Here is a 22,390-nt window from a genome sequence, read left to right as displayed (position 1 = left end):
ATCCTTCCGTAGCGGCATCTTGCGTCACGCGGGAAGTGGCGCAGACTGTCGCCAAGGGCCGCGCTTCGACGGCCTCGGGAGGATCATCATGTCTCGTCTTCTTCGCGGGGCCGCCGTCGGCGCCCTGGCGCTCGCCGCCCTGGGCGCGGCCGACGCCGCTTCGGCTCAAACCTATGGACGCATCGTCGCTTTCGGCGACAGCCTCAGCGACAACGGCAATCTCTTCGCGGTGCTGGGCCAGCCGGCCTCGCCGCCCTACTTCCAGGGCCGCTTCTCCAGCGGACCGGTGTGGATCGAGCGACTGGGCTTCACCGTGGCGCGGGTCGGCGGACCGGTGACCGGCAGCATCGGTTACGCCTATGGCGGCGCGGAGACGGGCTCTCCCGCCCTTCCGCCGGGGATGCGGAACCAGCTGGCGGCCTATGTCGGCGCCGGCGGGCGGTTCGGGGCCTCGGACCTGGTGACGGTCTGGGGCGGGGCCAACAACATCTTCAACAACCTCGCGGCGGCCGGCGCATCGCCCAGCCCCACGGCGGCCATCACGCCCATCACGAACGCGGCGGCCGCCGACATCGGCTTCATCACCAACTCGATCGCGGGCGCAGGGGCCGGGACCATCCTGGTGGCGAACCTGCCCAAGCTCAGCCTCACGCCGCAGTTCCGCAACACCGCCGCGGCGCCGCTGGCCGACTTCGCCGCCAGCGGCTTCAACACCGCGCTCGCGGCGCAGTTGAACACCGTGGCCGCCGCCCGGCCGGGCACGAACATCATCCTGATGGACACGTTCAAGATCGGCGACCTGATCGCCAACAACCCCGGCCTGTTCGGCCTGTCGAACGTGACCCAGCCCTGCTTCAACGGCGTGACGGTCTGCTCGAATCCGGAGAGCTACTTCTACTTCGACGGGGTGCACCCGACCGGGCGCGGCCACGAGCTGATCGCCGCGCTGGCGACCGACTACCTGTACTACGGCGACGCCGGTGCCCAGATGGCGGTCCTGGGGGAGACCGGCTATCGCCATCGCGAGCGGCGCCTGGGCGAGGCCACGGCCGCCCTGTCGGGTCGCGAGGCCTGGGACACGGGGACCAGGGTCACCGTCTCCGCGCACTACGACACCACCGAGATGGACGCGCGCGGGCCGGTCGGGGAGGCGGACAGCGAGGGTTATGGCGGCCGGATGGCGGTCGAGACCGGCCTGTCGCCCAACTGGCGCGTCGGCTTGGCTGGCGCCTTCGACATCGCCGACATCGAAGCCGGCGCGGTGGTCGCCGACGTCGAGAGCATCGGGCTGGACGTCTATGGGGGCTGGCGTTCCGACAGCGGGATGTTCGTCACCGCCGCCGCCGGGATCGCCAACGAGAACTATGACGAGATCAGCCGCCTGACCGGCCTCGCCCCTGTCCGCCACGAGTCGGAGACGGGCGGCTCGTCCAAGGGCGCGCGCATCCAGGCGGGCGCCTGGCTGGCCGCCGGCGGTCTTTCGATCTCGCCGCGCGTGGGGCTGGACTGGATCTCCACCAACGTCGAGGGCTGGTTCGAGGTCGGCCCGGCGGCCGCCTATCAGTACCAGGAGCGGACGCTGGAGGTGGTGTCCGCCGAGGCCGCCGTCCGCGTCGAGGGCGATCTGGGCGGCTTCGGCTTCTTCGCCGAGGGCGGCTATCGCGACGCCCTGGACGACAGCGGCGACGCGGTCAGGACCGGCATCCACGGCAACCCCGCGCAGGTCCTCTCGCGGCAGGTCGATACGCCTTACGGCGGCCAACTGATGCTGGACGCCGGCCTGGGCGGCGCGATCACGGAGCGGCTGTCGTTCGCGGTGGGCTATCGCGGCCGCTTCAGCGACGCGGCCGACAGCCACGCGGGCGGCGTGCAGCTGAAGCTCGCGCTCTGACGGGTTCCCGGGTGCGGCGGCAGGTCGCACCCGGTGTCCCATTCTCGCCCCATCGATCCTTAGAACGGCCCCGGCCGTTACGAAGTGAAACAAAGCGCGATCGCGCTTCGTCGAACGGCGCCCCAGACGCGAGCGTCGCCGAGGAGCCGAGAGCGCATGCGATTTTTCACGCCGGCCGTGCGGTCGAGCATCGTCCACCTGACCCACGCCGCCGTGCTGCTGGGCGTCGGCGTCATGGCCGCCGCCGCCGGGCCCGTGTCCGTGGACGAAAGCGCCGTGATCGAGACGGCGCCGGCCCCCGCGCCGGTCGTGGCCATGGCCCAGCCCGCCGGGCCGGTCTTGGCCACCCTGACCTTCGCCGCCCCGGTCGCGCATCCCGTCAACTCGCGCTTCGGCGTTCGTCACCTGGCCGGAGAGGCCGCGCCCCGCCGCCACGAAGGGGTCGACTTCGCGGCCCCGACAGGAACCCCGGTGACCGCCAGCGCCGAGGGCGAAGTGGTGCGCACCGGCTATGAACCCTCGGGCTACGGCCGCTTCATCGAGGTGGAGCACGCGAACGGCATGCGCACCTTCTACGCCCATCTGAGCCGCGTCGACGTGCGTCGCGGTGACCGGGTGCTGCAGGGCGAGCGGATCGGCCGCGTCGGGTCGACCGGCTACTCCACCGGCCCCCACCTGCACTTCGAGGTGCGCCGGAACGGGGGCAAGCTGAACCCGGAGCGGGTGATGGGCGAATCCTACGTCGTCAGGCTCGAAACCTCGGCCTGAGGTCTGGCCAGTCCCGGACGCCTTCGCTACCCCTAGGCCTGAAGGGGAGGCGGCATGGACGCAGCACTCAGGCTCGACGACGTCAACAAGCGCTACGGCGCGTTTCACGCGGTGAAGGACCTGTCCTTCGCGGCCGAGCGCGGGCGCATCTGCGGCTTCCTGGGCCCCAACGGGGCGGGCAAGACGTCCACCCTGCGGATGATCCTGGGGCTCCAGCCCGTGACGTCCGGACGGATCGAGATCCTCGGCGCCGAGGATGGGCGCAAGGTGCGCGACCGGATCGGCTTCCTTCCCGAGGAACGCGGCCTCTACAAGAAGATGACGCCCGTGGACGCGATCGCCTTCTTCGCTTCGCTGAAGGGCGTTCCGGCGGGCGAGGGACGCAAGCGCGCCCGCGAGATGCTGGAGGCCCAGGGGCTCGGCGCCGCCCGCAACAAGAAGATGAAGGAGCTGTCCAAGGGGATGGCCCAGAAGGTCCAGCTGATCGCCGCCGTGGCGCACCGGCCGGACTTCGTGATCCTGGACGAACCTTTTTCCGGCCTCGACCCCATGAACCAGCAGGGTCTGGAGGAGATGATCCGCGGCCTCGCCGATCGCGGCGCGACGGTGTTGTTCTCCACGCACGTGATGCAGCACGCCGAGCGGCTGTGCGACAAGGTCGTGCTGCTGGCCAGGGGCCGGAAGGCCTTCGAGGGCACGGTCGCCGAGGCCAAGGCCACGACGCGCCAGTTCCTCGAGCTGGAGGGCGACATCGCCGCCGGCGCGGTCACGGCCCTGCCGGGCGTCAGCCACGTCGAGACGATCCATGTGCACGGGCCGGTCAAGGTGCTGCGCGCCACCCTGGCGGCCGGCGCCCAGGGCCAGGAGACGCTGCGCGCGGCCTTCGTTCAGGGTCTGGACGTACGACGGTTCGAGCTGAAGGCCCCCACGCTGCATGACGCCTTCATCCATCTGACCGGCGACGATCCCGACGCGGGCGCGCCCCGCCAGGAGGCCTCGGCATGAACCGCACCCTTCTGATCGCGCGACGCGAGTATCTGGCCTACGTCCGCACCGTCGGCTTCTGGCTGTCGCTGCTGTCCCTGCCGCTGTTCGCGGCGCTGGGCGGGGCCCTGCCGCTGCTGGCCATGAACAGCGAGCCCACGCGCGTCGCGGCGGTGGTCGAGGCCCCCACCGGCTCACCGCTGAAGGCCGCCGTCGAGGCCCGAATGACCGAACGCGACCGGGAGCGCGCCGTCGACGCCATCGCCGCGCTGGTGATCCCGGAGGCCGGGGTCGAGGCGTCCCGTCGGATCCGCGCGCTGGGCGAGCGGGAGGGGATCGAGGCCGCCCTGGCCGAGGCCCGGCGGATCGCGCCGACCGCCGCCGCCAACTATCGCGCCCCCAGAAGCCGCCTGACCCTTCAGGAGCCCCCGGCCGAGGTCCTGGCGGCCGCGCCGGGCGACGCCCGAGAGGCGGTGGTGCGCGATCTGCTGAACGCCGAGGAGCGCGAGCTGGACGCGGTCGTGCTGCTGTCGCGTGAGGGCGAGGCTCCGACCGCGCGCGTCTGGTCGGCCAAGGCGTCGGACGACACGGTGCAGGACGCGGTGTCCTCGGCGCTGAGGGATGTCGTTCGGGCCGAGCGCTACGCGGCGCTGGGCGTCGGCGCCGACACGGTGCGCGACATCGATTCGCTCCGGCCCGAGGTGGCGCTGCTGAGCCCGCGTTCGCAGAGCGGCGGCGAGGTGTCGTTCCGTGACCGCCTGCCGGCGCTCATCGGTTTCGGCTTCGGCTTCCTGCTGTGGTCGCTGGTGATCACCGGCGCCTCGATCCTCCTCAACAGCGTGATGGAGGAGAAGTCGAACAAGATCCTCGAGGTGCTGCTGTCGTCGGCGTCGCCCGGCGAGATCCTGACCGGCAAGGTGCTGGGCGTCGCGGCGCTGACGCTGACGGTCATGCTGACCTGGGGCGGCCTGGGCGCCGTGGGTCTGACGGCGGGCGTGCCCGACGTGGCGCGCGACCTCTGGAACATCCTCAGCGAGGACGGGCTGATCGCCTACTTCCTGCTCTATATGGCCGGCGGCTATCTGATGTACGCGGTGCTGTTCGCGGCCATCGGCGCCTTCTGCGAGACGCCGCGCGACGCCCAGACGCTCATGGGGCCGATCATGATGCTGCTGATCGTGCCGATCCTGGCCATGCAGTTCGCGCTCAGGACGCCCGACGCCCTGTTCGTGAAGGTGCTGTCGTGGGTGCCGCTGTTCACGCCCTTCCTGATGAGCGCGCGGATCCCGTCGGGCGGCGTCGGCCCGGTCGAGATCGCGGCCACCACGGCGGGCATGTTCGCCATGGCCGTCTTCATGGTCTGGATCGCGGGCCGAGCGTTCCGCGCCGGCGCCCTGTCGGACGTCAAGCTCAGCTGGAAGACCTTCGCCACGGCGATTCGCGGGGAGCGGTGACGCCCTCCGCCGTTTGGCCGGAGATCGTCGGGCAAGCGAAAGGGCCGTCCGGTCGCCCGGACGGCCCTTGATCGTTCAGCCTGGGAGCCCGGATCAGCGGGCGCGCGGCTTCGGCGCGGGCAGCAGGCCCTCGCGCTGGGCGCGCTTCCTGGCCAGCTTGCGGGCGCGGCGAACGGCCTCGGCCTTCTGGCGGGCGCGCTTCTCCGACGGCTTCTCGTAGTGCACGTGGCGCTTCATCTCGCGGAAGCTGCCTTCGCGCTGCATCTTCTTCTTCAGCGCCTTCAGGGCTTGGTCGACGTTGTTGTCGCGAACGAAAATCTGAACCAGGTTCAACTCTCCTTTGGCCGCCCGCCGCGTCCGATCATGGAAGACGGGCAGACAAAACGAAATCGGTCCCGAAAGGGATCGCCCCTCGGGTGAGTGCGGGCGGATACACCATGCCGCCGGGGCTGTCCAGATCGTCGCGCCGCTTCCGGCCCCGCTCGAAAGCCCGGACCGACGGCGTTATGCTGGCGTGATGACGGACCCTGAACCCCTGCCGAACACGCCGGACGAGCCCGACTGGGCTCAGGCGATGGAACAGCGCGTGCTGGACGCCGCCATCGCCCGCGCGCCCTCGATCGGCTGGAACGCCCGGCTGGTCCGGGCCGCCTGCGAGGCCGAGGGGCTGTCGCTGGGCGACGAGGAGCTTCTGCTGCCCAACAGCGCGCGGGACCTGGCCGCGCTGCTGTCCCGCCGCCACGATGCGCGGGCCCTGGAGGCGCTGGCGCAGGTCGACGCGAACGCCCTGAAGATCCGCGAGCGCATCGCCATGGCCGTGTCCGCCCGGCTGGAGGCGGGGGCGGACGATCTGGAGGCGACGCGCCGGTGCGCGGGCTTCCTGGCCCTGCCGACCAACACCGACCTGGCGCTGAAGCTGGCTTGGGAGACGGCGGACCACCTGTGGCGCTGGGCGGGCGACACGGCCACGGACTGGAACCACTACTCCAAGCGCGCCATCCTGTCGGGCATCCTCATCCCGGCCCTGACGCTGCGCTGGTTCGACGGCCGGGCCGCCGCCGACGCCTTCGTCGCCGCCCGCATCGAGAACGTCATGGCCTTCGAAAAATGGAAGGCCGGCAAGGATTTCGACGCGCCGGGCCGCCGCTTCCTCGATTTCGTCAGCCGCCTGCGTTACGGCGACGCCGCCTGATGTGCGCCTCCTACGAGGCGCGCTTCAACGTCCGCGAGATCGTCGATCTGTTCAGCCGCATCGGCGCGCCGCTGGACGTCACCGGCGGCCTGCCGAACCTGGCGCCTGTCGACGAGATCCGGCCCACCGACACGGCGCCCGCGGTTCGGGTCGACGCGGACGGGCGGGCTCGGCTGACCAAGATGCGCTTTGGCTTTCCGCCGCCGCGACCCAAGGCCGGGCCGATCGTCAACTTCAGGAGCGAGGGCCGCGGCTTCGGCAACGGACCGCGCCGGGGCCGCTGCCTCGTACCGGTCAGCGGCTTCTACGAGTTCACCGGCGACCGCTATCCCAAGACCCGCTGGATCTTCCGCGATCCCGTCGAGCCGTTCCTGGCGCTCGCCGCCGTCTGGCGGGCGGGGGAGGGCGCGGACGCCTTCTCGCTGCTGACGGCGGAGCCCGGTCCCGACGTCGCGCCCTATCATGACCGGGGCGTGCTGCCGTTACCGCCCGATCGCTGGGCGGACTGGCTGTTCGACCGCGCCCCGTCCGAGGCGCTGCTCGTCCCGCCGCCCGCGGGCGCCCTGGTCGTCGAAGCCGCTCCGCGCCCGCCGAAGAGCGCCTAGCCTCGCCGGATGCGGTTCACGTGCCCCATCTTGCGGCCGGGACGCGCCTCGCCCTTGCCGTAGAGGTGCAGCCGGGCGTCGGGCTCGCCCGCCAGATCGCGCCAGCGCTCGACCTCGGGGCCCAGCAGATTGGTCATCTCGATCCACGCGTGCGCCGTCGTCGGCCCCAGCGGCCAGCCGGCGATGGCGCGCACATGCTGCTCGAACTGGTCGCAGGCGCAGCCGTCCTGGGTCCAGTGGCCGGTGTTGTGCACGCGCGGTGCGATCTCATTGACCAGAAGCCGGTCGCCGAGGTCGAAAAGCTCGATCCCGATCACGCCGACATAGTCCAGTCCGTTCAGCACCTTCGCGGCGATGTCTCGCGCGGCCTGCTCGGTCGACCGGTCCGCCTCGGCGGGCGCCAGGGTGGTGCGCAGGATGCCGCCCTCGTGACGGTTCTCGCCCAGCGGATAGGCGGCTGTCGCGCCGTCCCAGCCCCGGGCGGCGATGATCGACAGCTCCCGACGGAAGTCGGCCCCGGCCTCCAGGATGGAGGGCCGCTCGCCGACCGCGCGCCAGGCCGTCTCGACGTCGGCGTCGGAGCGAACCCAGGCCTGGCCCTTGCCGTCATAGCCCTCGCGCCGGGTCTTGAGCAGCGCGGGCGCGCCGAGCCCCTTCAGGGCCGCACGTAGGTCATCGAGGCTGTCCACCGGCCTGAAGTTGACGGTCGTCGCGCCGACGCTGTTGAGAAAGGTCTTCTCCGCCACCCGGTCCTGCGCGGTCGCCAGCGCCTTGGGACCCGGCGCGACCAGGGCGCCGCCCGCCGCCAGCCGCTCGACCGAGGCGGCCGGGACGTTCTCGAACTCGAAGGTGACGACGTCGCTGATGCGCCCGAGTTCGTCCAGACCGGCGGGATCGTCGTAGGCGGCGATGATCTGGCGCGCGGCGACGCGGGCGGCGGGGCTTCTGGGCTGGGGATCGAGGATGGCGACCTCGAAGCCCAGGCGGCTGGCGGCCTCGGCCATCATCCGGCCCAGCTGGCCTCCACCCAGCACGCCGATGACGGCGCCGGGCGCGAGCGGCGGCTGGCGACGCGCGGCGACGGCCACCCTAATCCTCGACCGTCTCGGCCACGCCGTCGGTCTGGGCCTGGCGCATCGCCGCGACCCGTTCGGCCAGCGCCCCGTCGGACAGGGCCAGGATCTGCGCCGCCAGGAGGCCGGCGTTGGTCGCCCCCGCCTCGCCGATGGCCAGCGTGCCGACCGGCACCCCGCCGGGCATCTGGACGATCGACAGAAGCGAATCGAGACCCTTCAGCGCCTTGGACTTCACCGGCACGCCCAGCACGGGCAGGGCGGTCAGGGACGCGATCATGCCGGGCAGGTGCGCCGCGCCCCCGGCGCCCGCGATGATGACCTTGAACCCTTCCGCCGCCGCGCCCTTGGCGAAGGCGTACATCCGATCCGGCGTGCGGTGGGCCGACACCACGCGGGCGTCGTAGGCGATCCCCAGGCGCTCCAGCACCTCGGCGGCGTGCTTCATGGTGGGCCAGTCGGACCGGCTGCCCATCACGATGGCCACGGGCGGGCGCTGATCTGCACGCGAAGGAGCCATGTCGCCTCGTCCTGGCCTTCGGGAAAGCGCGCGCTTACAGCACCCGCGTTGCGCCCGCAACTCAGGCGGCTACCCTGCCGCGGCGCGGAATGGCTTGAGTCGCGCGGGGAGTTCCGATTGCTGGACGCGGCCGACAAGGACCTGATCGCCGAGATCGAGCGCCTGCGCGCCGAGGTCGCCGCCCTGAAGGCCCGGGCCGAGGCGGCGGAGGCGGCGGCGGATCACGACGTCCTGACCCCGGCGCTGAACCGGCGCGGCTTCGTCGAGGCGATGCGCCGGACCATGGCCTACTGCAGGCGCTACGACGCGCCGGCGGTGCTGCTCTATCTGGATCTGGACGGCTTCAAGGGCGTGAACGACACGCTGGGCCACGCGGCGGGCGACGCGGCGCTGGTCAGGGTGGCCGAGATGCTGCTGGCCAATGTGCGCGAGTCCGACGCGGTCGGACGCCTGGGCGGCGACGAGTTCGCGCTCCTGATGCTCAACGCCGGGCTCGACGAGGGCCGCGACAAGGCCCGTCGCCTCGCCGAGGCCTTCGACGCCAGCCCGTTCGAATGGGAGGGCCGCGTCGCGCCGCTGGGCGGCTCCATCGGCGTGCGCGCCTTCGCCGGCCATGAGGACCCGGAAGTGTGGCTCGCCGAGGCCGACGCCGCGATGTGGGTGCGCAAGAGAGGCGGTAGGGCTTAGGACTCGTTCTGCCTCAGGCGATGATGTCCGGCAGGATGCGCGCCTCGATCTTCACGATCTCGTCGCGCAGGGACAGCTTCCTGCGCTTCATCCGCGCGATCAGCAGCTGATCCGGGATCGGCATCCGCTCCAGCGCCTCGATCGAGGCGTCGAGGTCCGCATGCTCCTGGCGAAGCGCCTTCACGCGCGCGGCCAGGAGGATGGTCTCCTCGTCGATCGGCGTGGCGTCGTCGTTCATGCGTGGGGCCCCAGGAGGGCGGGCTTATAGCTCAGGCCGCGTCAGTCCGGAAGGCGCTCGGCCAGGGTCTGCAGGAGCGCGCGGGGCACGCGGGCGGACCAGGCGCGGGACGCCGCGATCAGGGCGTCGAGCGTCGCCAGCGGCGGCCCGGCGCTCGGCGGCGACTGCGCCTCCAGCCCCTCCAGGAGCGCGCGCTCGGCGGCGAGCTCGGCCGCCTTCACCTGCGCCCGCACCGCCTCGCGGGCCGCGTCGTCCAGATCGGGATGCCGGACCTTGAGGCCGCGCCGCACGGCCCTGAGCGGCCCGACGGCGCGCTCGCGCCACGCACGGGCCAGGTCGCAGGCGGCCTCCAGAGCGTCCTCGTCCAGCGGCCGACCGGACCGCGCGGCCCAGGCGGCCCAGAGCAACAACGGCACGTCCTGATCGGCCGAGTCCTGAAGGGCCAGACAGGCCTCCTGCACGCCCTCCGCCGCATAGGCCTCCAGCGCCCAGCTCCAGAGGTCAGTCATCGTCGCGGCCCGGCGCCTGACCCAGCCCTTCCCACCGCCTGGTCGCGCGCCAATCCAGGCCGAACAGGTCCAGCGCCCGCCCGACCGACTGGTCGATGATCTCCTCCACCGACCCGGGCCGGGCGTAGAGCGCGGGCAGCGGCGGGGCGATGATCGCCCCCATCTCCGTCAGCTGGGTCATGGTCCGCAGGTGGCCCAGGTGGAACGGCGTCTCGCGCACCATCAGCACCAGGGGCCGGCGCTCCTTCAGCGTCACGTCGGCGGCGCGCGTCAGAAGCGTGGAGGTCACGCCGGTGGCGATCTCGCTCATGGTCCGAACCGAACAGGGCGCGACCAGCATGCCCAGCGTCCGGAAAGAACCGGAGGCAATCGAGGCCCCCACGTCCGCCAGCCTGTGCACCACGTCGGCCCGCGCCGTCAGGTCGTCCGGAGAGAGGTCCGTCTCCTCCGCCAGGGTCAGCATGGCCGCCCGGGTGGCCACCAGATGCGTCTCGATTCCCAGCGCCCGAAGCGCCTCGAGCGCCCGCACGCCGTACATCACCCCGGACGCGCCGGAGACCCCGACGACGATCCGGCGCGGGCTTATGGCGGAGTTCATATCTTCGGCCATTTTCGGGGTCAGGCTCCGAGGGTCCGGGCGAGCCTCGGCGTCACACGGAAGTGATTCCACAGCTCGTCAATATGGGCGCTCACTCTTCTTGTCCCTTAGACATGGAGGCGCAAGCCATGACCATCGAAGCTCGGATCCGCGAACTGGGGAATCGTCACCGCACTCTGGACGAGGCCATCCACCAGGCGACGCGGAGCCCGTCGACGGACTCGCTGCAGCTCAGGGAACTCAAGCAGCGAAAGCTTCGGCTCAAGGAAGAGATCAGTCAGCTGGAGATGCGAGCGCCCTAGACGGGCTCCATCCCAAGAGAAAAGAAGGCCCCGGGCGCGCGCCCGGGGCCTTTTTCCTGGCCGCGTCAGTCGCGCGTGCCGAACACCGACTCGGCGGTCGGCTCGGCCCCGCGGCGGGGATCGGGCTCGTCCTCGACCACCTCGGGTTCGGGCTCGGGTTCGGCGCCGACGGGCTGGAGAGTGGCGCCGCCGTTCCTGGCGTCGTCCTTGGCCTTCTTCTCCGCCGCCTTGCGAACCACCTCGTCGAGCTGAAGCTGGCCGACGAGGCCCAGCGTCACCGGATCGACCGGCTTGATGTTGGCGGCGTTCCAGTGGGTGCGGTTGCGGACGGTCTCGATCGTGGCCTTGGTGGTGCCCAGGAGCTTGGCGATCTGGGCGTCGGTGACCTCGGGGTGGTTCTTGACGAACCACATGATCGCGTCCGGACGGTCCTGCCGGCGCGAAACGGGCGTATAGCGCGGCGGCGCCTTCACCGGCTTCAGCATCTCGGCGTGACGGCTGACGACGGCCTTCATGCGGTAGTTGGGATCCGCCTGCGCCTTGTCCAGTTCGTCGCGGGTCAGCTGGCCGTTCACCAGGGGGTCGGCGCCGCGGATGTCGCGGGCCACGTCGCCGTCGGCGATGCCGCGAACCTCGAGCGGGTGCAGGCCGCAGAAGTCCGCGATCTGTTCGAAGGTGAGCGAGGTGTTGTCCACCAGCCAGACCGCGGTGGCCTTGGGCATCAGGATTTCGGTCATGACAGTCGGTCCCGAGGATGAGGGGCGTCGCCGGACGCCGGAAACGGCGGCGCCCGACCTTTCGGCCGGGCGCGGAGCGTTCTCTATAGGCTGTTTCGCACCGGAAGAAAACGCCGTCTGACGCGGCCATACAGCCCGGGTTCATGGTAGAAAGGTCACTCAGGCTTCCGCCATCCTGGTGTTTGGAGGACGCGCGGCGCTCCGCGCGGATTAGGGAGACCCCTCATGATCAAGTTCATCCTCGCCCTCGGCGTCGCCTCGGCCGCCCTGGCCGCGACGCCCCAGCCGGCCGAGGCCCAGGCCCGTGGCGCGCCGCGGGGCAGCTACCAGCAGAGCTGCACCGGGGCCTACGTCAACCAGGGCCGGCTCTACGCCGACTGTCGCGACGAGCGCGGCCGGATGCGGGAGACGTCCATCGAACTCGCGCGGTGCTCCAGCAGCGATATCGGCAACAATGACGGCCTCCTGGTCTGTCACGGCCATCGCGGCGAGTACGAGGACCGCCCGGGCGGCGGGAACGGCGGGGGCTGGGGCGGCGGGAACGGCGGCGGCGCGTCGGTCACCTTCTATGCCGACGCCGACTATCGCGGGGCCTCGACCACGATCACCAGCGAGAGCTCGTTCCTGTCGATGTTCAACGACCGCGCCAGCTCGGCCCGCGTTCGCGGGTCGTGGGAAGTATGCGAGGACGCGCGCTTCGGCGGGCGCTGCGAGCGGATCAGCGGCGACGTGCGCAACTTCGCCGATTATGGCCTGAACGACCGCATCTCGTCGGTGCGTCCGTCCCGCGGCGGTGGCGGCGGTGGCGGCGGCTGGGGCGGCGGCTGGGGCGGCGGCTGGGGCGGGGGGCGCGGGACGATCACCGTCTATCGCGACGCCAACTTCTCGGGCGGTTCGGAAACCCTGCGGGGTGAGATCGCGGACCTTTCGCGGCTCGGTCTCAACGACACCATCAGCTCCTTCCGTCTGAACGGACGGTGGGAGGCCTGCACCGACGCCAACTTCGGCGGCCAGTGCCAGGTGTTCGACGGCGATGTCCGCAACCTGAGCCAGTACTACGGTTTCAACGACCGCATCTCGTCGCTGCGGCCGGTGCGCGGCGGCTGGGGCTGGTGATCTAGACCGTCAGCACGAACTTGCCGACATGGGCGCCCGCTTCCAGCCGGAGGTGGGCGCTCTTCGCATCCGGGAGGGGAAACGTCGCCTCGATCGGCGGTCGCACCTGGCCCGAAGTGACCCAAGGCCAGACCACGCGCTCGATCTCGGCCGTCAGACGGGCCTTCTCGTCCGGCGCTCGCGCCCTCAGCGTCGAGCCTGTCAGGACCTGGCGCTTCAGCATCAGCCGCATCAGATCGATCTGGGCCAGGGGCCCCGTCAGGGTCGCGATGACCACCCAGCGCCCGCCGGGCTTCAGGACCCTCTGGTTGCGCTGCGCATAGCCGGCGCCGAGCATGTCGAGGATGACGTCGGCGCCGCCCGCCTCGTCCAGTCGGGCGTCGAAATCAGGCGCGGCGGCGTCCAGCGCCACATCCGCGCCCAGCCCGGCGCAGGCTCGAGCCTTGTCCGCGCCCCGGGCCGTGGCGACGACCCGCGCGCCGGCCGCCTTGGCCATCTGGATCGCGGTCACGCCGATGCCGCTCGCCCCGCCGTGGATCAGCAGCGTCTCGTCCGGCTGCAGACGGCCCGCCTCGAACACGTTCGCCCAGACCGTGAAGACCGTCTCCGGCAGGGCGGCGGCCTGCACGAAGTCGAGGGTGTCGGGGATCGGCAGCGCGTGGCGGGCGTCCACGACGACCCGCTCGGCATAGCCGCCGCCGCCCAGGAGCGCGCAGACCCGGTCGCCGATCTTCCATCGCGCGACCCTGTCGCCGACGCCTGAGACGACGCCCGCGACTTCAAGCCCGAGGATGTCGGAGTCGCCGGCCGGCGCGGGATACAGCCCTTCCCGTTGCAGCAGGTCCGGGCGGTTCACGCCGGCGGCCCGCACGTCGATGAGGACCTCGCCCCGCCCCGGCCGGGGATCGGGCCGCTCGGCTGGGCGAAGCGCCTCGGCCGGCCCCCTGCCGCCGTCGATCTCGATCACCCGCATGCGCCGCTCCGTTCCAAAGGTTGCCAAGCCGGTCCGTTGGGCGTTGAGATAGTCGTTTCGACGACGTGCGGCCACGTCGTGATGGGGAGGGGACGATGTTCGAAGACCTTGAACCCCGCCCGTCCAGGGACGTGCTGACGGCCCTGACCCGAGAGGATCTGGACGCCTATTCCGTCGAGGACCTGAAGGCGCGCATCCTGACGCTGGAGAACGAGATCGAGCGCGCCAAGGCCGCGATTCAGACCAAGACGGCCAAGAAATCGGCGGCGGACGCCTTCTTCAACCTCGGAGGCTGACGCTCTGGCACGAGCGTTGCAGGCGGCATCGCTGAACGCGGGCCGCGGCTCGCTCTGGAGTTCGGCGCGCGTCCATGTCTATGTTTTCGACCATGAGTTCCGATGCTTCGCCGCCGATGTCCCGGGCCGCCCTCGTGACCGACTTCGCCGCGTCGGAGCTGTTCGACCGCACCTTCCGCGAAGGCATGGAGCTGGTGGAGGAGACGGCGGATTACCTCGACGGGGAAGGGCGGCGTGAAGCCAAGCTCCTGTCCCGCGCCGGAGCCCTGGCCTACGCCGGGGAAAGCATGAAGCTGACGACCCGCCTCATGCAGATCGCCTCCTGGCTTCTGGTCCAGCGCGCGGTCAGGGAAGGCGACATGTCGCCTGACGCCGCCTGCGACGCGCGCTACCGGCTGGCCGAGCGCAAGCCCGACGCCGAGCCTTCGTCGCTTGAGCTGCCGATCGCGCTGGTGGAGTACAGCGTCCGCGCCGACCGCCTGCACGACCGCATCGTCCATCTGGACCGGCGGATGTATCTGGACGAGACTCCCGCCGAAGCGTCCAACCCGGTGCAGGCGCAGCTGGGTCGCCTCGAGGCCGCCTTCCGGTCCTGATCAGGGGCCGACGTCGTCGGCGTCGTTGCGACCGTCATCGACCGGGCGCGGCAGGCTGACGGCGATGCCGAGCGCCTGGGCCAGGCGGTTGTCGCGCTCGTAGACATCCTCGCGGAAGGCCACGCGGCCCTGGCCGTCGACGAACGCCGTCCAGTACAGAAGGCGCACGCCGATCTCCCGTCCGGTCGTGATCCGCTTCGTCTCGCGCGTCGACTGGGCGTCGTCGAACTGGGCCAGGCGATCAGGGTCGGGCGACAGCAGCAGCCGCGCGAACTCCACGGCGTCCTGAACCCGGACGCAGCCGTGGCTGCGGTGGCGATAGGCGTTGTTGAAGGCGGCCTTGGCGGGCGTGTCATGCAGGAAGATGGCGTAGCTGTCCTGCAGCTCAAACTTCACATAGCCCAGCGCCGCGTTCGGCCCCGCCCGCTGAATCACCGTGCCGTTCGAAATGAACATGTTGTTGGCGCGCAGATAGCCCGGGCCGCGCGGCAGGATCTCGTTGCGAGCGATCGAGGCGGGCACGTACCAGGGCGGATTGGCCACCACGGACGCGAACGGCTTCTCAAGGCTCGGCGTCTGGTTGGCCGGCGTGCCGACCACCACGCGGTTGGAATGGATCGGACGACCGTCCTTCCAGTAGACCATGATGGCGGCGGCCGTGTTGACCTCGATCCGCTCCGGCGCGACGTCGCGGGCCAGCCAGCGGCGGCGCTCCAGGTTCAGGGCGATCTGCCGCGCGCGGTCCTCGGCGGAGGCCGAGAGCGACCGCTGGGTGCCCTGGCCGATGCGGCCGTCGGCGGCCAGGCCGTGCCGCACCTGGAAGCCGCGCACGGCTTCGACCAGTTCGGGCGTGTAGGCCAGGTTGCCCTGAAGCGCCGCCGCCTGGCTTTCGTCGATGTCGCCTTCCGCGACCAGGCGGGCGACGAGCGCGGGGATGCGCCTGTCGCTGGACCCGGGTTCGATCGTCGGCCCGGCCGGAAACGCCGGCCATGCGCCGCCTGACGCGATCATCCGCCGGTAGCGGACGTAGCCGGCCGACAGGTTGGAGTAGCCGATGTCGATGGGGGCCAGGCTTTCGAACCAGTCGAGCAGCCGGGTCCGGGCGAGGGCGTCCCTCAGTCCGCCCGGCAGGTCGACCCGGTTCTTGCGCATCTCCCACAGGTCCTCGACGGTCTCGGGCCGGACCCGACCCTCGGCGAGCACCCTGGCGTAGGTCAGCGCCGCGGCGGTGATGCGGACGTCGGCGGTGGCCGGGTCGGCGGCCAGTCCGGCGAAGTCGAAGAACTCGGCGCCCGACAGGCCGTGGCGCTCCGCCCGTTCGGACACCGAGCCCAGGGCGCGCACCCGTTCGGCGTTCCAGACCGGCTGCCACCCGTTGGCGTCATAGAAGGCGCGCACGTCCACCTGGATCGTCGGATCCAGCCGCGACACCTGGGCGACCATCGCCTGGTTCTGAGCCGGGGCGCCCTGCGGCGCGTAGGGCCGGGCGGACTGGGCCGCCGCTCGCGTCGAGACGGCGCTCGCCAGGGCCGCGGCGGCGGCGCCAAGCCCGAGTTCGCGTCGATTCATGTGCGGCCTGCTTCTCTCAATCATTGACGCCGGAGCCTTTGGCGCGACGTCCGCCCCCGGGGTCCGAACGCCGCCGACATTAACGGCGTTCCGCGCAAACAAAAAGCGCCGGTCGCGTGGACCGGCGCTTACATGTGGCGACGAAGCCGCGCTTTTCAGGTCACTTCTTGATGAAGCCGCCGAACTTGTTGTTGAAGCGCGACACACGGCCGCCGCGGTCCATGATCTGCTGGTTGCCGCCGGTCCAGGCCGGGTGCGTCGACGGGTCGATGTCGAGCGCGAGGTTGTCGCCTTCCTTGCCGTAGGTCGAGCGCGTCTGATAGCTCGAGCCGTTCGGCAGGGTGACGGTGATGAAGTGATAGTCGGGGTGAATGTCCGGCTTCATGTCGATCGGGCCCTTGGCGCGCGGCGACGATTCCGACCGTCTGTGCGCAGAAATGAGAAAACCCGCCGACGTGCGACGGGAGAGGGCGGGCGTTTACACCGCACGCCCTGATCAGGCAAGAGGCGCGGCCATGAGCCAGCCCGACGCCGCCCGAGCCCCCGACCTGCGCGACCGCCCGGGCGCGGGCGAGACCATGGCCGAACGGATGGCGGAGGCCGGAGAGAAACGGGCCCGCCGCCGCGACATCCGTCCGCTCGCTCGACTGATCCCCTTCGCGCTCAGACACAAGGCCGACCTTTTCATCGCCCTGTTCTGGCTGATCGCCTCCAGCGCGGCGTCCCTGGCCCTGACCGCGACGGCCCGGGGCGCGATCGACCGGGGCTTCGAGGACGGCGGGGCGAGGTTGAACCTGTGGTTCGCGCTCCTGGGCGCCAACGCCCTGTTCCTGGCCCTGGCCACGGCCGTCCGATACTTCTACGTCACCAAGACCGGCGAGCGGGTGATCGCCGATGTGCGTCGCGCCCTGTTCGGCCGGGTCCTGACGCTGGACCCCAGCTTCTACGCCCAGATGCGGACCGGCGAGGTCCTGTCGCGACTGACCACCGACATCCAGCTGGTCGAGACTCTCCTGACCACCTCCGTGTCCTTCGCCCTGCGCAACATCGTGACGCTGATCGGCGCGGTGATCCTGCTGTTCTTCGTCAATCCGAAGCTGACGCTGCTGATTTCGGTCCTCGTGCCCGCGGTGATCCTGCCGCTGTTCCTGTTCGGACGCGTGGTGCGTCGCCTGACGGTCGCCAGCCAGGACCGCTTCGCCGGCGCGGTCGGTCTGGCGGGCGAGAGCGTCGACGCCATCGAGACCGTCCAGGCCTTCGGCCGCGAGGCCAGCGTCATCGATCGCTTCGCCGCCTCGGTCGAGGACGCGTTCCGCGCCAGCCTGGACCGCATGAAGGCGCGCGCCGTCATGACCGCCCTGATCATCATGGTGATGTTCGGCGGGGTTTCCTTCGTGCTCTGGCTCGGCGCGCGCGACGTCGTGGCGGGGGTGCTGTCACCCGGAGCGCTCCTGCAGTTCGTGCTCCTGTCCGTGTTCGCCGCCGGCGCCGTGGGCGCGCTGGGCGAGACCTGGGGCGAGGTGCAGAAGGCCGCCGGCGCCATGGAGCGGATCGACGAGCTGATGCGCAGCGAGCCGGGCATCGCCGCGCCGGACGAGCCCATTCCCCTGCCGTCGCCGCCGAGGGGGGAGGTCACGCTCGCCGGCGTTCGCTTCGCCTATCCCGGTCGGCCGGACCTCCCCGCCTTGAACGGCCTCGATCTCACCGTGCGCCCCGGCGAGACGGTGGCCCTGGTCGGGCCCTCGGGCGCGGGCAAGTCGACGGTCTTCCGCCTGCTCCTGCGCTTCTACGATCCCCAGAGCGGCGCGGTCTCGGTCGACGGGGTGGATGTGCGCCACGCCGATCCCGTCGAGGTGCGCAGCCGGTTCGCCTGGGTCAGTCAGGAAACGCCGCTGTTCTCCGGCTCGGCGGCGGACAACATCCGCTTCGGCCGCGAGGACGCCTCGATCGAGGACATTCGCGACGTCGCCGGCCGGGCCCAGGCCGCCGGCTTCCTCGACGCCCTGCCGCAGGGCTTCGACACGCCGCTGGGCGAGCGCGCCAAGAGCCTGTCCGGCGGGCAGCGCCAGCGGCTGGCCATCGCCCGCGCCCTGATCCGCCACGCGCCCATCCTGCTGCTCGACGAGGCCACCAGCGCACTCGACGCCGAGAACGAGCAGCTGGTCCAGGCCGCCCTCGATCAGGCGATGGAGGAGCGCACGACCCTCGTGATCGCCCACCGACTGGCCACGGTCCTGCGCGCCGACCGCATCATCGTGATGGAGGACGGCCGGGTGGTGGAGGAGGGGACCCACCACGAGCTGGTGGCGCGCGGAGGACTTTACGCCCGACTGGCCGATCTGCAGTTCAGGGCCGACTGAGCGGCCCTCAGGTCGCAGCGCGCCTGAGCTCGTCCGGCGTGGGCACGAGGACGGCGGCCGTCGCGGGCCGGCCGGTGGCCTCGGCGATCAGTTCCGCGGTCCTGCCCTCGACCGCCGCTTCGAGGCGCGCCAGGAACTCGTCCTTGGGCAGTCCTGGCGGGATCGGGTCCAGAAACTCCAGCGTCGCCACGCCTGGGCGTTTCGCGAACGCCTCCTGCGGCCAGAACAGGCCCAGGTTCGTGGCCAGGGGCACGACCGGAAGGTCGAAGTCCCGCGCCATGTGCCAGACCCCGGACCGGTATCGGAACTTCTCCCCGACCTTGGCCAGGTTGCCCTCGGGATAGATCAGGATGCGACGGCCCTCGCGATGGGCGTCGGCGGCGCGTTGCTTCAGGGCTTCGCGCGCGCGATGGCCGCCGCAGTTGTTGACCACGATGGCCCCGAGCTTCTTCAGCACCGCGCCGAGCAGGGGAAACTTCTCCAGGTGATCCCCGGTGACGAACGCCAGATCCTCGAACTGGTCGTAGGTGGCGAAGCCGTCGCCCCAGCTCTGATGCTTCGAAGCAATGATGAAGGCGCCGGCAGGCAGGCGCTCGCGTCCACGAACCTCGATCCGGATGCCGGCGAACAGGCGCATCGCCTGCACCATGCGGCGCACGTATCGACGGATGACCCAGGTCGTCGGCCCCCGACCCGGCGCCAGCGCGGCGAAGGCGGCCGCGAGCCCGTAGCCGATGGACAGGATCCAGTAGGCCAGGTTGAACGCGACGCTGCGCACCGGGGCTCAGGCGGCCTTGTGACTGATCGCGCGCGCGTTGGTGACGCGGTTACGGCCCGCGCGCTTGGAAGCGTAGAGGGCGCTGTCGGCCCGATCGATGAGGGACTGGGCGCTTTCCCCGGGCAGGCGCTGGGCGATGCCGGCGGACACGGTGATGGCGCCGAGCTCATCATTGGTCGAGCGGCGGCGTAGCTGGCGCGATGCGATCTCCTCACGCGCGGCGTTCAGCTCCGCCTCGACCATGCCGGAGAGCTCGCCGGGGAAGATCACGGCGAACTCCTCGCCCCCGTAGCGGGCGGCGACGCGGGGGGTGCGGCCGATGCGAGCCAGCACGCTGGCCACGTACCGCAGGACCTGATCCCCGGTCTGATGCCCCCAGGTGTCGTTGAAGCGCTTGAAGTGGTCGATGTCGATCACCGCCAGCGTCATCGGAGCCCCGGTCTCGTCCTGCTCGTCGCAGGCCGCATCGAGCGCCTCGTCGAAGGCCTTCCGGTTGGCCAGGCCCGTGAGCGCGTCCGTGAGGGCGTCGCGACGCACCTGTTCCAGATGCTCGCGCAGACGCGAGACCTCCTTGACGGAGGCTTCGAGGCGACGTTCGAGCACGGCGTTCTCCTCGCGCACCTTGGCGGTGGCGCTGGACAGGCCGTCCACGACCGCCTTCAGCGCGACGGGCTCGGCGTCGGGAATGAACTTGTCCGAGGCCTCGGCGAGGGTCTGGCCATAGGCGCGCTGTGATTCCTGGGCGCTGGCGATGGCCTGGGAGACGGTGCTCAGCTCACGGTTCAGCACGGCTCCGGCGTCCCGGATCTCTTCGCTGAGCCGTCCCCGCGGCAGGAACTCGGCGGCGAGCCGCTCGGCCACGGATTCGGTGAAGGGTTCATGCTCCTCGATCAGGCGCTTCATCTCCGCGCCGAGCGGGCTGTCGGGGGCGCCGAGATAGTGAAGCCACAGCTCGAAGTTCAGCGGCGTGGGCCAGACCCCCGCCGACTCCATCTCGACCAGCGCCTGTCTGGCCAACGAGAACCCCGAGGGGCCCCGCAGGGTGGTCTCCACCTGAGTCATGTCCCGGTCCCTTGAGCGCCGTCGCGCCGTGACGCGGGTCAGCCTAGTCGCGCTCATCTAACACGGGCTTAACCGGCCCGGAAAGATCAGGAAAAACAACCTTAGGCGCGGACCGGGCGACGCAGGAAGGCGGGAATGTCGTCGCCGAATCCGAGGGTTCCCTGAGGCGCCGCAGGCGTCCGCTCGCCGCCCCGGTCTCTACGTCCGCGCTCGCCGGCGTTGCGCGTCCGCTCGGGCCGAGGGGCCGGTCGCGGTTCGACGACCTCCGGCTCCGCGCGCGGGGCCGCGACCTCGGCGGCGGCGACCGGCGTGTCGGCCTTGGGCGAGCGCTCGGCGCGCTTGCGCTCCGGGCGGGCGGGCGCCGGCGCGGGCTCGAGCCTGATCGTCTCGGGCGTCTTCTTGGTGAGCTTCAGGACCTTGTCGTAGGACTTCTCGTCCGCCGGGGTGACGATCATGAAGGCCTCGCCCGAGCGCCCGGCGCGACCGGTGCGGCCGATGCGGTGCACATAGTCGTCGGCGTGGTGCGGCACGTCGTAGTTGAAGACGTGGCTGACGTCCGGAATGTCCAGCCCCCGCGCCGCGACGTCGGAGGCGACCAGCAGCTTGAGCTCGCCGGCGCGGAAGGCCGCCAGCGTCTTCGTACGCAGCGACTGATCCAGGTCGCCGTGGATCGGCGCGGCGTCGAAGCCGTGATTCTTCAGGGATTTGGCGACGATGTCGACTTCCGACTTCCGGTTGCAGAAGACGATGCCGTTCTTCACATCCGATCGGCGGATCAGGGCGCGGAGCGCTTCGCGCTTCGCCTTGGGGTCGGACGAGCCGATAGGCGCGACGTACTGGCTGATGGTGTCGGCGGTCATGGCCGGGCGGGAGACCTCGACCCGCGTCGGGTCCTTGAGGAACTGCTGGGTCAGGCGCGTGATCTCCGGCGGCATGGTCGCGGAGAAGAACAGGGTCTGGCGGCGCGGCGGCGTCAGCTTGAAGATGCGCTCGATGTCGGGGATGAAGCCCATGTCGAGCATGCGGTCGGCCTCGTCGACGACCATCATCTCGACGCCGGTCAGCAGGATCTTGCCTCGCTCGAACAGGTCCAGGAGCCGGCCCGGGGTCGCGATCAGCACGTCGACGCCCTTGGTCAGCATGGCGACCTGGTCGCCCATCGACACGCCGCCGATCAGAAGAACCCAGTTCAGCCGCGTGCCCTTGGCGTATTTGGCGAAGCTCTCGGCCACCTGGTCGGCGAGTTCGCGGGTGGGCGCCAGGACGAGGGCGCGGGGCATTCGCGCCCGGGCGCGCCCGGCGGCCAGGCGATCGACCATCGGCAGGGTGAAGGCGGCGGTCTTGCCGGTGCCCGTCTGGGCGATGCCCAGCACGTCGCGTCCCGCGAGGGCGACGGGGATGGCCTGTTCCTGGATGGGGGTGGCGGTGGTGTAGCCGGTGTCGGCCACCGCCTTGAGCGTGGTGGGCGAGAGGCCCAGATTGGCGAACTCGGTCATGAAGTCCTTCGAACGAGGATGAGAAGCGAACCATCGACCCGCGTATCGGATCGACACATGCGGAACCGCCCGAGATGCTGAGGGCGAACGGGCGGCGCGAATCGCCATCCTGTTCCAGACACGCGGCGCTATATGGATAGCCCTACGCCGCAGTCAAGTATTTTCGGCTGGGCCGCCCTTGCAAATCCTGTCCATTCGTTAATGTTGAGGCCGGGGAGAGGGAGCGTTCGGTATGCGTCTGGGACTTGTTCTGTCGGCGGCGCTGGTGGTCGCGGCCCCGTCGGCTCGCGCGGAGATCTCGGCGGCGTTCGGCAATACGGTCATTTCCGAGTACGAGGACGGCGGCTGGGTCCGCCACTGGTTCGACCCGGACGGCAGCTATCGCGCACGCTTCTCCAGCGGGCGCGAGATCCGGGGCCGCTGGACGATCGAGGGCGAGCGCATCTGCCTGAACGACATCACGCCGTCGATCATGCTGATCCGCCGTTTCTGCACCCCCATGATCGAGGGCCAGGTCGGCGCGCGATGGACGTCGCGCGATCCGTTGGGACGGCGCGTGAGCAACGTCCTCCAGCGAGGGCGCTGA

Annotated in this window: 26 protein-coding genes; 13 read left to right on the top strand and 13 right to left on the bottom strand. The window is 70.8% G+C overall.

Going from position 1 to position 22,390, the window contains the following annotated elements; genetic code table 11:
- Positions 1-88 precede the first annotated feature (88 nt).
- The 4 genes from ACFFGE_RS02830 to ACFFGE_RS02815 all read left to right on the top strand — a co-directional run bounded on the left by ACFFGE_RS02830 (position 89) and on the right by ACFFGE_RS02815 (position 5,097).
- The gene (locus ACFFGE_RS02830; protein WP_376834091.1) at positions 89-1,891 is read left to right on the top strand and encodes an autotransporter domain-containing protein; all 1,803 of its coding nucleotides are present in this window, start codon (positions 89-91) and stop codon (positions 1,889-1,891) included.
- A 156-nt stretch (positions 1,892-2,047) separates the two neighbouring features.
- Positions 2,048-2,659 carry a M23 family metallopeptidase gene (locus tag ACFFGE_RS02825; RefSeq protein WP_376834089.1) on the top strand — a complete coding sequence of 204 codons (612 nt, stop codon included), beginning with the start codon at positions 2,048-2,050 and terminating at the stop codon, positions 2,657-2,659.
- A 54-nt stretch (positions 2,660-2,713) separates the two neighbouring features.
- Positions 2,714-3,664 carry an ABC transporter ATP-binding protein gene (locus tag ACFFGE_RS02820; protein WP_376834087.1) on the top strand — a complete coding sequence of 317 codons (951 nt, stop codon included), beginning with the start codon at positions 2,714-2,716 and terminating at the stop codon, positions 3,662-3,664.
- Positions 3,661-5,097, top strand: coding sequence for an ABC transporter permease (locus ACFFGE_RS02815; RefSeq protein WP_376834086.1), 1,437 nt, complete (start codon positions 3,661-3,663; stop codon positions 5,095-5,097). Before ACFFGE_RS02820 ends, ACFFGE_RS02815 begins: the two co-directional genes overlap by 4 nt.
- Positions 5,098-5,190: 93 nt before the next feature.
- Here the strand turns inward: ACFFGE_RS02815 and rpsU are convergent, their stop codons facing one another.
- A complete protein-coding gene (gene rpsU, locus ACFFGE_RS02810; RefSeq protein WP_292258513.1) occupies positions 5,191-5,424 on the bottom strand; it encodes a 30S ribosomal protein S21 in 234 nt (77 codons plus the stop codon).
- A 190-nt stretch (positions 5,425-5,614) separates the two neighbouring features.
- Between rpsU and ACFFGE_RS02805 the strand changes: the two genes are divergently transcribed.
- Both ACFFGE_RS02805 and ACFFGE_RS02800 read left to right on the top strand, forming a co-directional pair.
- On the top strand, positions 5,615-6,289 hold the full coding sequence (locus tag ACFFGE_RS02805; protein ID WP_376834084.1) for a COQ9 family protein: 675 nt from the start codon (positions 5,615-5,617) through the stop codon (positions 6,287-6,289).
- Positions 6,289-6,894, top strand: coding sequence for an SOS response-associated peptidase family protein (locus ACFFGE_RS02800; RefSeq protein WP_376834082.1), 606 nt, complete (start codon positions 6,289-6,291; stop codon positions 6,892-6,894). The genes ACFFGE_RS02805 and ACFFGE_RS02800 overlap by 1 nt, the downstream gene beginning before the upstream one ends.
- On the opposite strand, the gene ACFFGE_RS02795 is transcribed toward ACFFGE_RS02800, so the two are convergent.
- Positions 6,891-7,982, bottom strand: a complete 1,092-nt coding sequence (locus ACFFGE_RS02795; protein WP_376834080.1) for a 5-(carboxyamino)imidazole ribonucleotide synthase — start codon at positions 7,980-7,982, stop codon at positions 6,891-6,893. The two genes, ACFFGE_RS02800 and ACFFGE_RS02795, sit on opposite strands and share 4 nt — an antisense overlap.
- Position 7,983: 1 nt before the next feature.
- Entirely contained in the window at positions 7,984-8,487 is a 504-nt protein-coding gene (purE, locus tag ACFFGE_RS02790) for a 5-(carboxyamino)imidazole ribonucleotide mutase (RefSeq protein WP_376834078.1), read from the bottom strand.
- A 117-nt stretch (positions 8,488-8,604) separates the two neighbouring features.
- On the opposite strand from purE, the gene ACFFGE_RS02785 reads away from it, so the two are divergent.
- Positions 8,605-9,174, top strand: a complete 570-nt coding sequence (locus ACFFGE_RS02785) for a GGDEF domain-containing protein (protein WP_376834076.1) — start codon at positions 8,605-8,607, stop codon at positions 9,172-9,174.
- Between the two features lie 13 nt (positions 9,175-9,187).
- Here the strand turns inward: ACFFGE_RS02785 and ACFFGE_RS02780 are convergent, their stop codons facing one another.
- The 3 genes from ACFFGE_RS02780 to ACFFGE_RS02770 are packed head-to-tail and all read right to left on the bottom strand — an operon-like array spanning position 9,188 to position 10,519.
- A complete protein-coding gene (locus tag ACFFGE_RS02780; RefSeq protein ID WP_376834075.1) occupies positions 9,188-9,412 on the bottom strand; it encodes a YdcH family protein in 225 nt (74 codons plus the stop codon).
- A 41-nt stretch (positions 9,413-9,453) separates the two neighbouring features.
- Positions 9,454-9,921 (bottom strand): TIGR02444 family protein, encoded by a 468-nt coding sequence (locus ACFFGE_RS02775; protein ID WP_376834073.1) that lies wholly within the window; start codon positions 9,919-9,921, stop codon positions 9,454-9,456.
- Positions 9,914-10,519, bottom strand: coding sequence for a UbiX family flavin prenyltransferase (locus tag ACFFGE_RS02770; RefSeq protein WP_376834071.1), 606 nt, complete (start codon positions 10,517-10,519; stop codon positions 9,914-9,916). Before ACFFGE_RS02770 ends, ACFFGE_RS02775 begins: the two co-directional genes overlap by 8 nt.
- 128 nt (positions 10,520-10,647) lie before the next feature.
- On the opposite strand from ACFFGE_RS02770, the gene ACFFGE_RS02765 reads away from it, so the two are divergent.
- The gene (locus tag ACFFGE_RS02765) at positions 10,648-10,821 is read left to right on the top strand and encodes a YdcH family protein (protein ID WP_376834069.1); all 174 of its coding nucleotides are present in this window, start codon (positions 10,648-10,650) and stop codon (positions 10,819-10,821) included.
- A 65-nt stretch (positions 10,822-10,886) separates the two neighbouring features.
- On the opposite strand, the gene ACFFGE_RS02760 is transcribed toward ACFFGE_RS02765, so the two are convergent.
- Positions 10,887-11,558, bottom strand: coding sequence for a DUF1013 domain-containing protein (locus ACFFGE_RS02760; protein ID WP_376834067.1), 672 nt, complete (start codon positions 11,556-11,558; stop codon positions 10,887-10,889).
- Between the two features lie 225 nt (positions 11,559-11,783).
- Here ACFFGE_RS02760 and ACFFGE_RS02755 point away from each other — a divergent pair, with 225 nt between their 5' ends.
- A complete protein-coding gene (locus tag ACFFGE_RS02755) occupies positions 11,784-12,674 on the top strand; it encodes a beta/gamma crystallin-related protein (protein ID WP_376834065.1) in 891 nt (296 codons plus the stop codon).
- 1 nt (position 12,675) lies between these two features.
- Here the strand turns inward: ACFFGE_RS02755 and ACFFGE_RS02750 are convergent, their stop codons facing one another.
- Positions 12,676-13,647, bottom strand: coding sequence for an NAD(P)H-quinone oxidoreductase (locus ACFFGE_RS02750; RefSeq protein ID WP_376834063.1), 972 nt, complete (start codon positions 13,645-13,647; stop codon positions 12,676-12,678).
- 95 nt (positions 13,648-13,742) lie between these two features.
- Here ACFFGE_RS02750 and ACFFGE_RS02745 point away from each other — a divergent pair, with 95 nt between their 5' ends.
- Both ACFFGE_RS02745 and rcdA read left to right on the top strand, forming a co-directional pair.
- On the top strand, positions 13,743-13,943 hold the full coding sequence (locus ACFFGE_RS02745; protein ID WP_376834061.1) for a DUF1192 domain-containing protein: 201 nt from the start codon (positions 13,743-13,745) through the stop codon (positions 13,941-13,943).
- 74 nt (positions 13,944-14,017) lie between these two features.
- Positions 14,018-14,539, top strand: a complete 522-nt coding sequence (gene rcdA / locus ACFFGE_RS02740; RefSeq protein ID WP_376834059.1) for a protease adaptor protein RcdA — start codon at positions 14,018-14,020, stop codon at positions 14,537-14,539.
- Here rcdA and ACFFGE_RS02735 read toward each other — a convergent pair whose 3' ends face one another.
- Complete coding sequence (locus ACFFGE_RS02735; protein WP_376834057.1) at positions 14,540-16,108, bottom strand: L,D-transpeptidase family protein; 1,569 nt, start codon at positions 16,106-16,108, stop codon at positions 14,540-14,542.
- A gap of 160 nt (positions 16,109-16,268) precedes the next feature.
- On the bottom strand, positions 16,269-16,493 hold the full coding sequence (rpmE, locus tag ACFFGE_RS02730) for a 50S ribosomal protein L31 (RefSeq protein WP_376834055.1): 225 nt from the start codon (positions 16,491-16,493) through the stop codon (positions 16,269-16,271).
- A 130-nt stretch (positions 16,494-16,623) separates the two neighbouring features.
- Here rpmE and ACFFGE_RS02725 point away from each other — a divergent pair, with 130 nt between their 5' ends.
- Positions 16,624-18,468 carry an ABC transporter transmembrane domain-containing protein gene (locus ACFFGE_RS02725; RefSeq protein WP_376834053.1) on the top strand — a complete coding sequence of 615 codons (1,845 nt, stop codon included), beginning with the start codon at positions 16,624-16,626 and terminating at the stop codon, positions 18,466-18,468.
- 7 nt (positions 18,469-18,475) lie between these two features.
- On the opposite strand, the gene ACFFGE_RS02720 is transcribed toward ACFFGE_RS02725, so the two are convergent.
- From ACFFGE_RS02720 to ACFFGE_RS02710, 3 genes are all read right to left on the bottom strand, one after another.
- Positions 18,476-19,246, bottom strand: a complete 771-nt coding sequence (locus tag ACFFGE_RS02720) for a lysophospholipid acyltransferase family protein (protein ID WP_376834051.1) — start codon at positions 19,244-19,246, stop codon at positions 18,476-18,478.
- Positions 19,247-19,252: 6 nt separating this feature from the next.
- Positions 19,253-20,308, bottom strand: coding sequence for a GGDEF domain-containing protein (locus ACFFGE_RS02715; protein WP_376834050.1), 1,056 nt, complete (start codon positions 20,306-20,308; stop codon positions 19,253-19,255).
- Positions 20,309-20,409: 101 nt separating this feature from the next.
- Positions 20,410-21,804: a DEAD/DEAH box helicase gene (locus ACFFGE_RS02710; protein WP_376834048.1), complete on the bottom strand. Its 1,395-nt coding sequence runs from the start codon at positions 21,802-21,804 to the stop codon at positions 20,410-20,412.
- Between the two features lie 232 nt (positions 21,805-22,036).
- Here ACFFGE_RS02710 and ACFFGE_RS02705 point away from each other — a divergent pair, with 232 nt between their 5' ends.
- Positions 22,037-22,390, top strand: coding sequence for a hypothetical protein (locus ACFFGE_RS02705; RefSeq protein ID WP_376834046.1), 354 nt, complete (start codon positions 22,037-22,039; stop codon positions 22,388-22,390).

This window comes from Brevundimonas balnearis, from assembly GCF_042434805.1.
Taxonomy (GTDB): Bacteria; Pseudomonadota; Alphaproteobacteria; order Caulobacterales; family Caulobacteraceae; genus Brevundimonas; species Brevundimonas balnearis.
The sequence above is the reverse complement of the archived record's forward strand: the minus strand, read 5'-3'. Positions and strand labels throughout refer to the sequence as shown.

Excerpts from the sequence above, each read along its gene's own strand:
- ACFFGE_RS02750 (WP_376834063.1), bottom strand. The coding sequence starts at position 13,647 with ATGCGGGTGATCGAGATCGACGGCGGCAGGGGGCCGGCCGAGGCGCTT.
- ACFFGE_RS02710 (WP_376834048.1), bottom strand. The coding sequence starts at position 21,804 with ATGACCGAGTTCGCCAATCTGGGCCTCTCGCCCACCACGCTCAAGGCG.
- ACFFGE_RS02770 (WP_376834071.1), bottom strand. The coding sequence starts at position 10,519 with ATGAACTCCGCCATAAGCCCGCGCCGGATCGTCGTCGGGGTCTCCGGC.
- ACFFGE_RS02830 (WP_376834091.1), top strand. The coding sequence starts at position 89 with ATGTCTCGTCTTCTTCGCGGGGCCGCCGTCGGCGCCCTGGCGCTCGCC.
- ACFFGE_RS02780 (WP_376834075.1), bottom strand. The coding sequence starts at position 9,412 with ATGAACGACGACGCCACGCCGATCGACGAGGAGACCATCCTCCTGGCC.
- ACFFGE_RS02765 (WP_376834069.1), top strand. The coding sequence starts at position 10,648 with ATGACCATCGAAGCTCGGATCCGCGAACTGGGGAATCGTCACCGCACT.
- ACFFGE_RS02775 (WP_376834073.1), bottom strand. The coding sequence starts at position 9,921 with ATGACTGACCTCTGGAGCTGGGCGCTGGAGGCCTATGCGGCGGAGGGC.
- rcdA (WP_376834059.1), top strand. The coding sequence starts at position 14,018 with ATGTCTATGTTTTCGACCATGAGTTCCGATGCTTCGCCGCCGATGTCC.
- ACFFGE_RS02805 (WP_376834084.1), top strand. The coding sequence starts at position 5,615 with ATGACGGACCCTGAACCCCTGCCGAACACGCCGGACGAGCCCGACTGG.
- ACFFGE_RS02755 (WP_376834065.1), top strand. The coding sequence starts at position 11,784 with ATGATCAAGTTCATCCTCGCCCTCGGCGTCGCCTCGGCCGCCCTGGCC.
- ACFFGE_RS02715 (WP_376834050.1), bottom strand. The coding sequence starts at position 20,308 with ATGACTCAGGTGGAGACCACCCTGCGGGGCCCCTCGGGGTTCTCGTTG.
- ACFFGE_RS02800 (WP_376834082.1), top strand. The coding sequence starts at position 6,289 with ATGTGCGCCTCCTACGAGGCGCGCTTCAACGTCCGCGAGATCGTCGAT.
- ACFFGE_RS02705 (WP_376834046.1), top strand. The coding sequence starts at position 22,037 with ATGCGTCTGGGACTTGTTCTGTCGGCGGCGCTGGTGGTCGCGGCCCCG.
- ACFFGE_RS02745 (WP_376834061.1), top strand. The coding sequence starts at position 13,743 with ATGTTCGAAGACCTTGAACCCCGCCCGTCCAGGGACGTGCTGACGGCC.
- ACFFGE_RS02735 (WP_376834057.1), bottom strand. The coding sequence starts at position 16,108 with ATGAATCGACGCGAACTCGGGCTTGGCGCCGCCGCCGCGGCCCTGGCG.
- rpmE (WP_376834055.1), bottom strand. The coding sequence starts at position 16,493 with ATGAAGCCGGACATTCACCCCGACTATCACTTCATCACCGTCACCCTG.
- ACFFGE_RS02825 (WP_376834089.1), top strand. The coding sequence starts at position 2,048 with ATGCGATTTTTCACGCCGGCCGTGCGGTCGAGCATCGTCCACCTGACC.
- ACFFGE_RS02820 (WP_376834087.1), top strand. The coding sequence starts at position 2,714 with ATGGACGCAGCACTCAGGCTCGACGACGTCAACAAGCGCTACGGCGCG.
- ACFFGE_RS02760 (WP_376834067.1), bottom strand. The coding sequence starts at position 11,558 with ATGACCGAAATCCTGATGCCCAAGGCCACCGCGGTCTGGCTGGTGGAC.
- ACFFGE_RS02725 (WP_376834053.1), top strand. The coding sequence starts at position 16,624 with ATGAGCCAGCCCGACGCCGCCCGAGCCCCCGACCTGCGCGACCGCCCG.
- ACFFGE_RS02815 (WP_376834086.1), top strand. The coding sequence starts at position 3,661 with ATGAACCGCACCCTTCTGATCGCGCGACGCGAGTATCTGGCCTACGTC.
- purE (WP_376834078.1), bottom strand. The coding sequence starts at position 8,487 with ATGGCTCCTTCGCGTGCAGATCAGCGCCCGCCCGTGGCCATCGTGATG.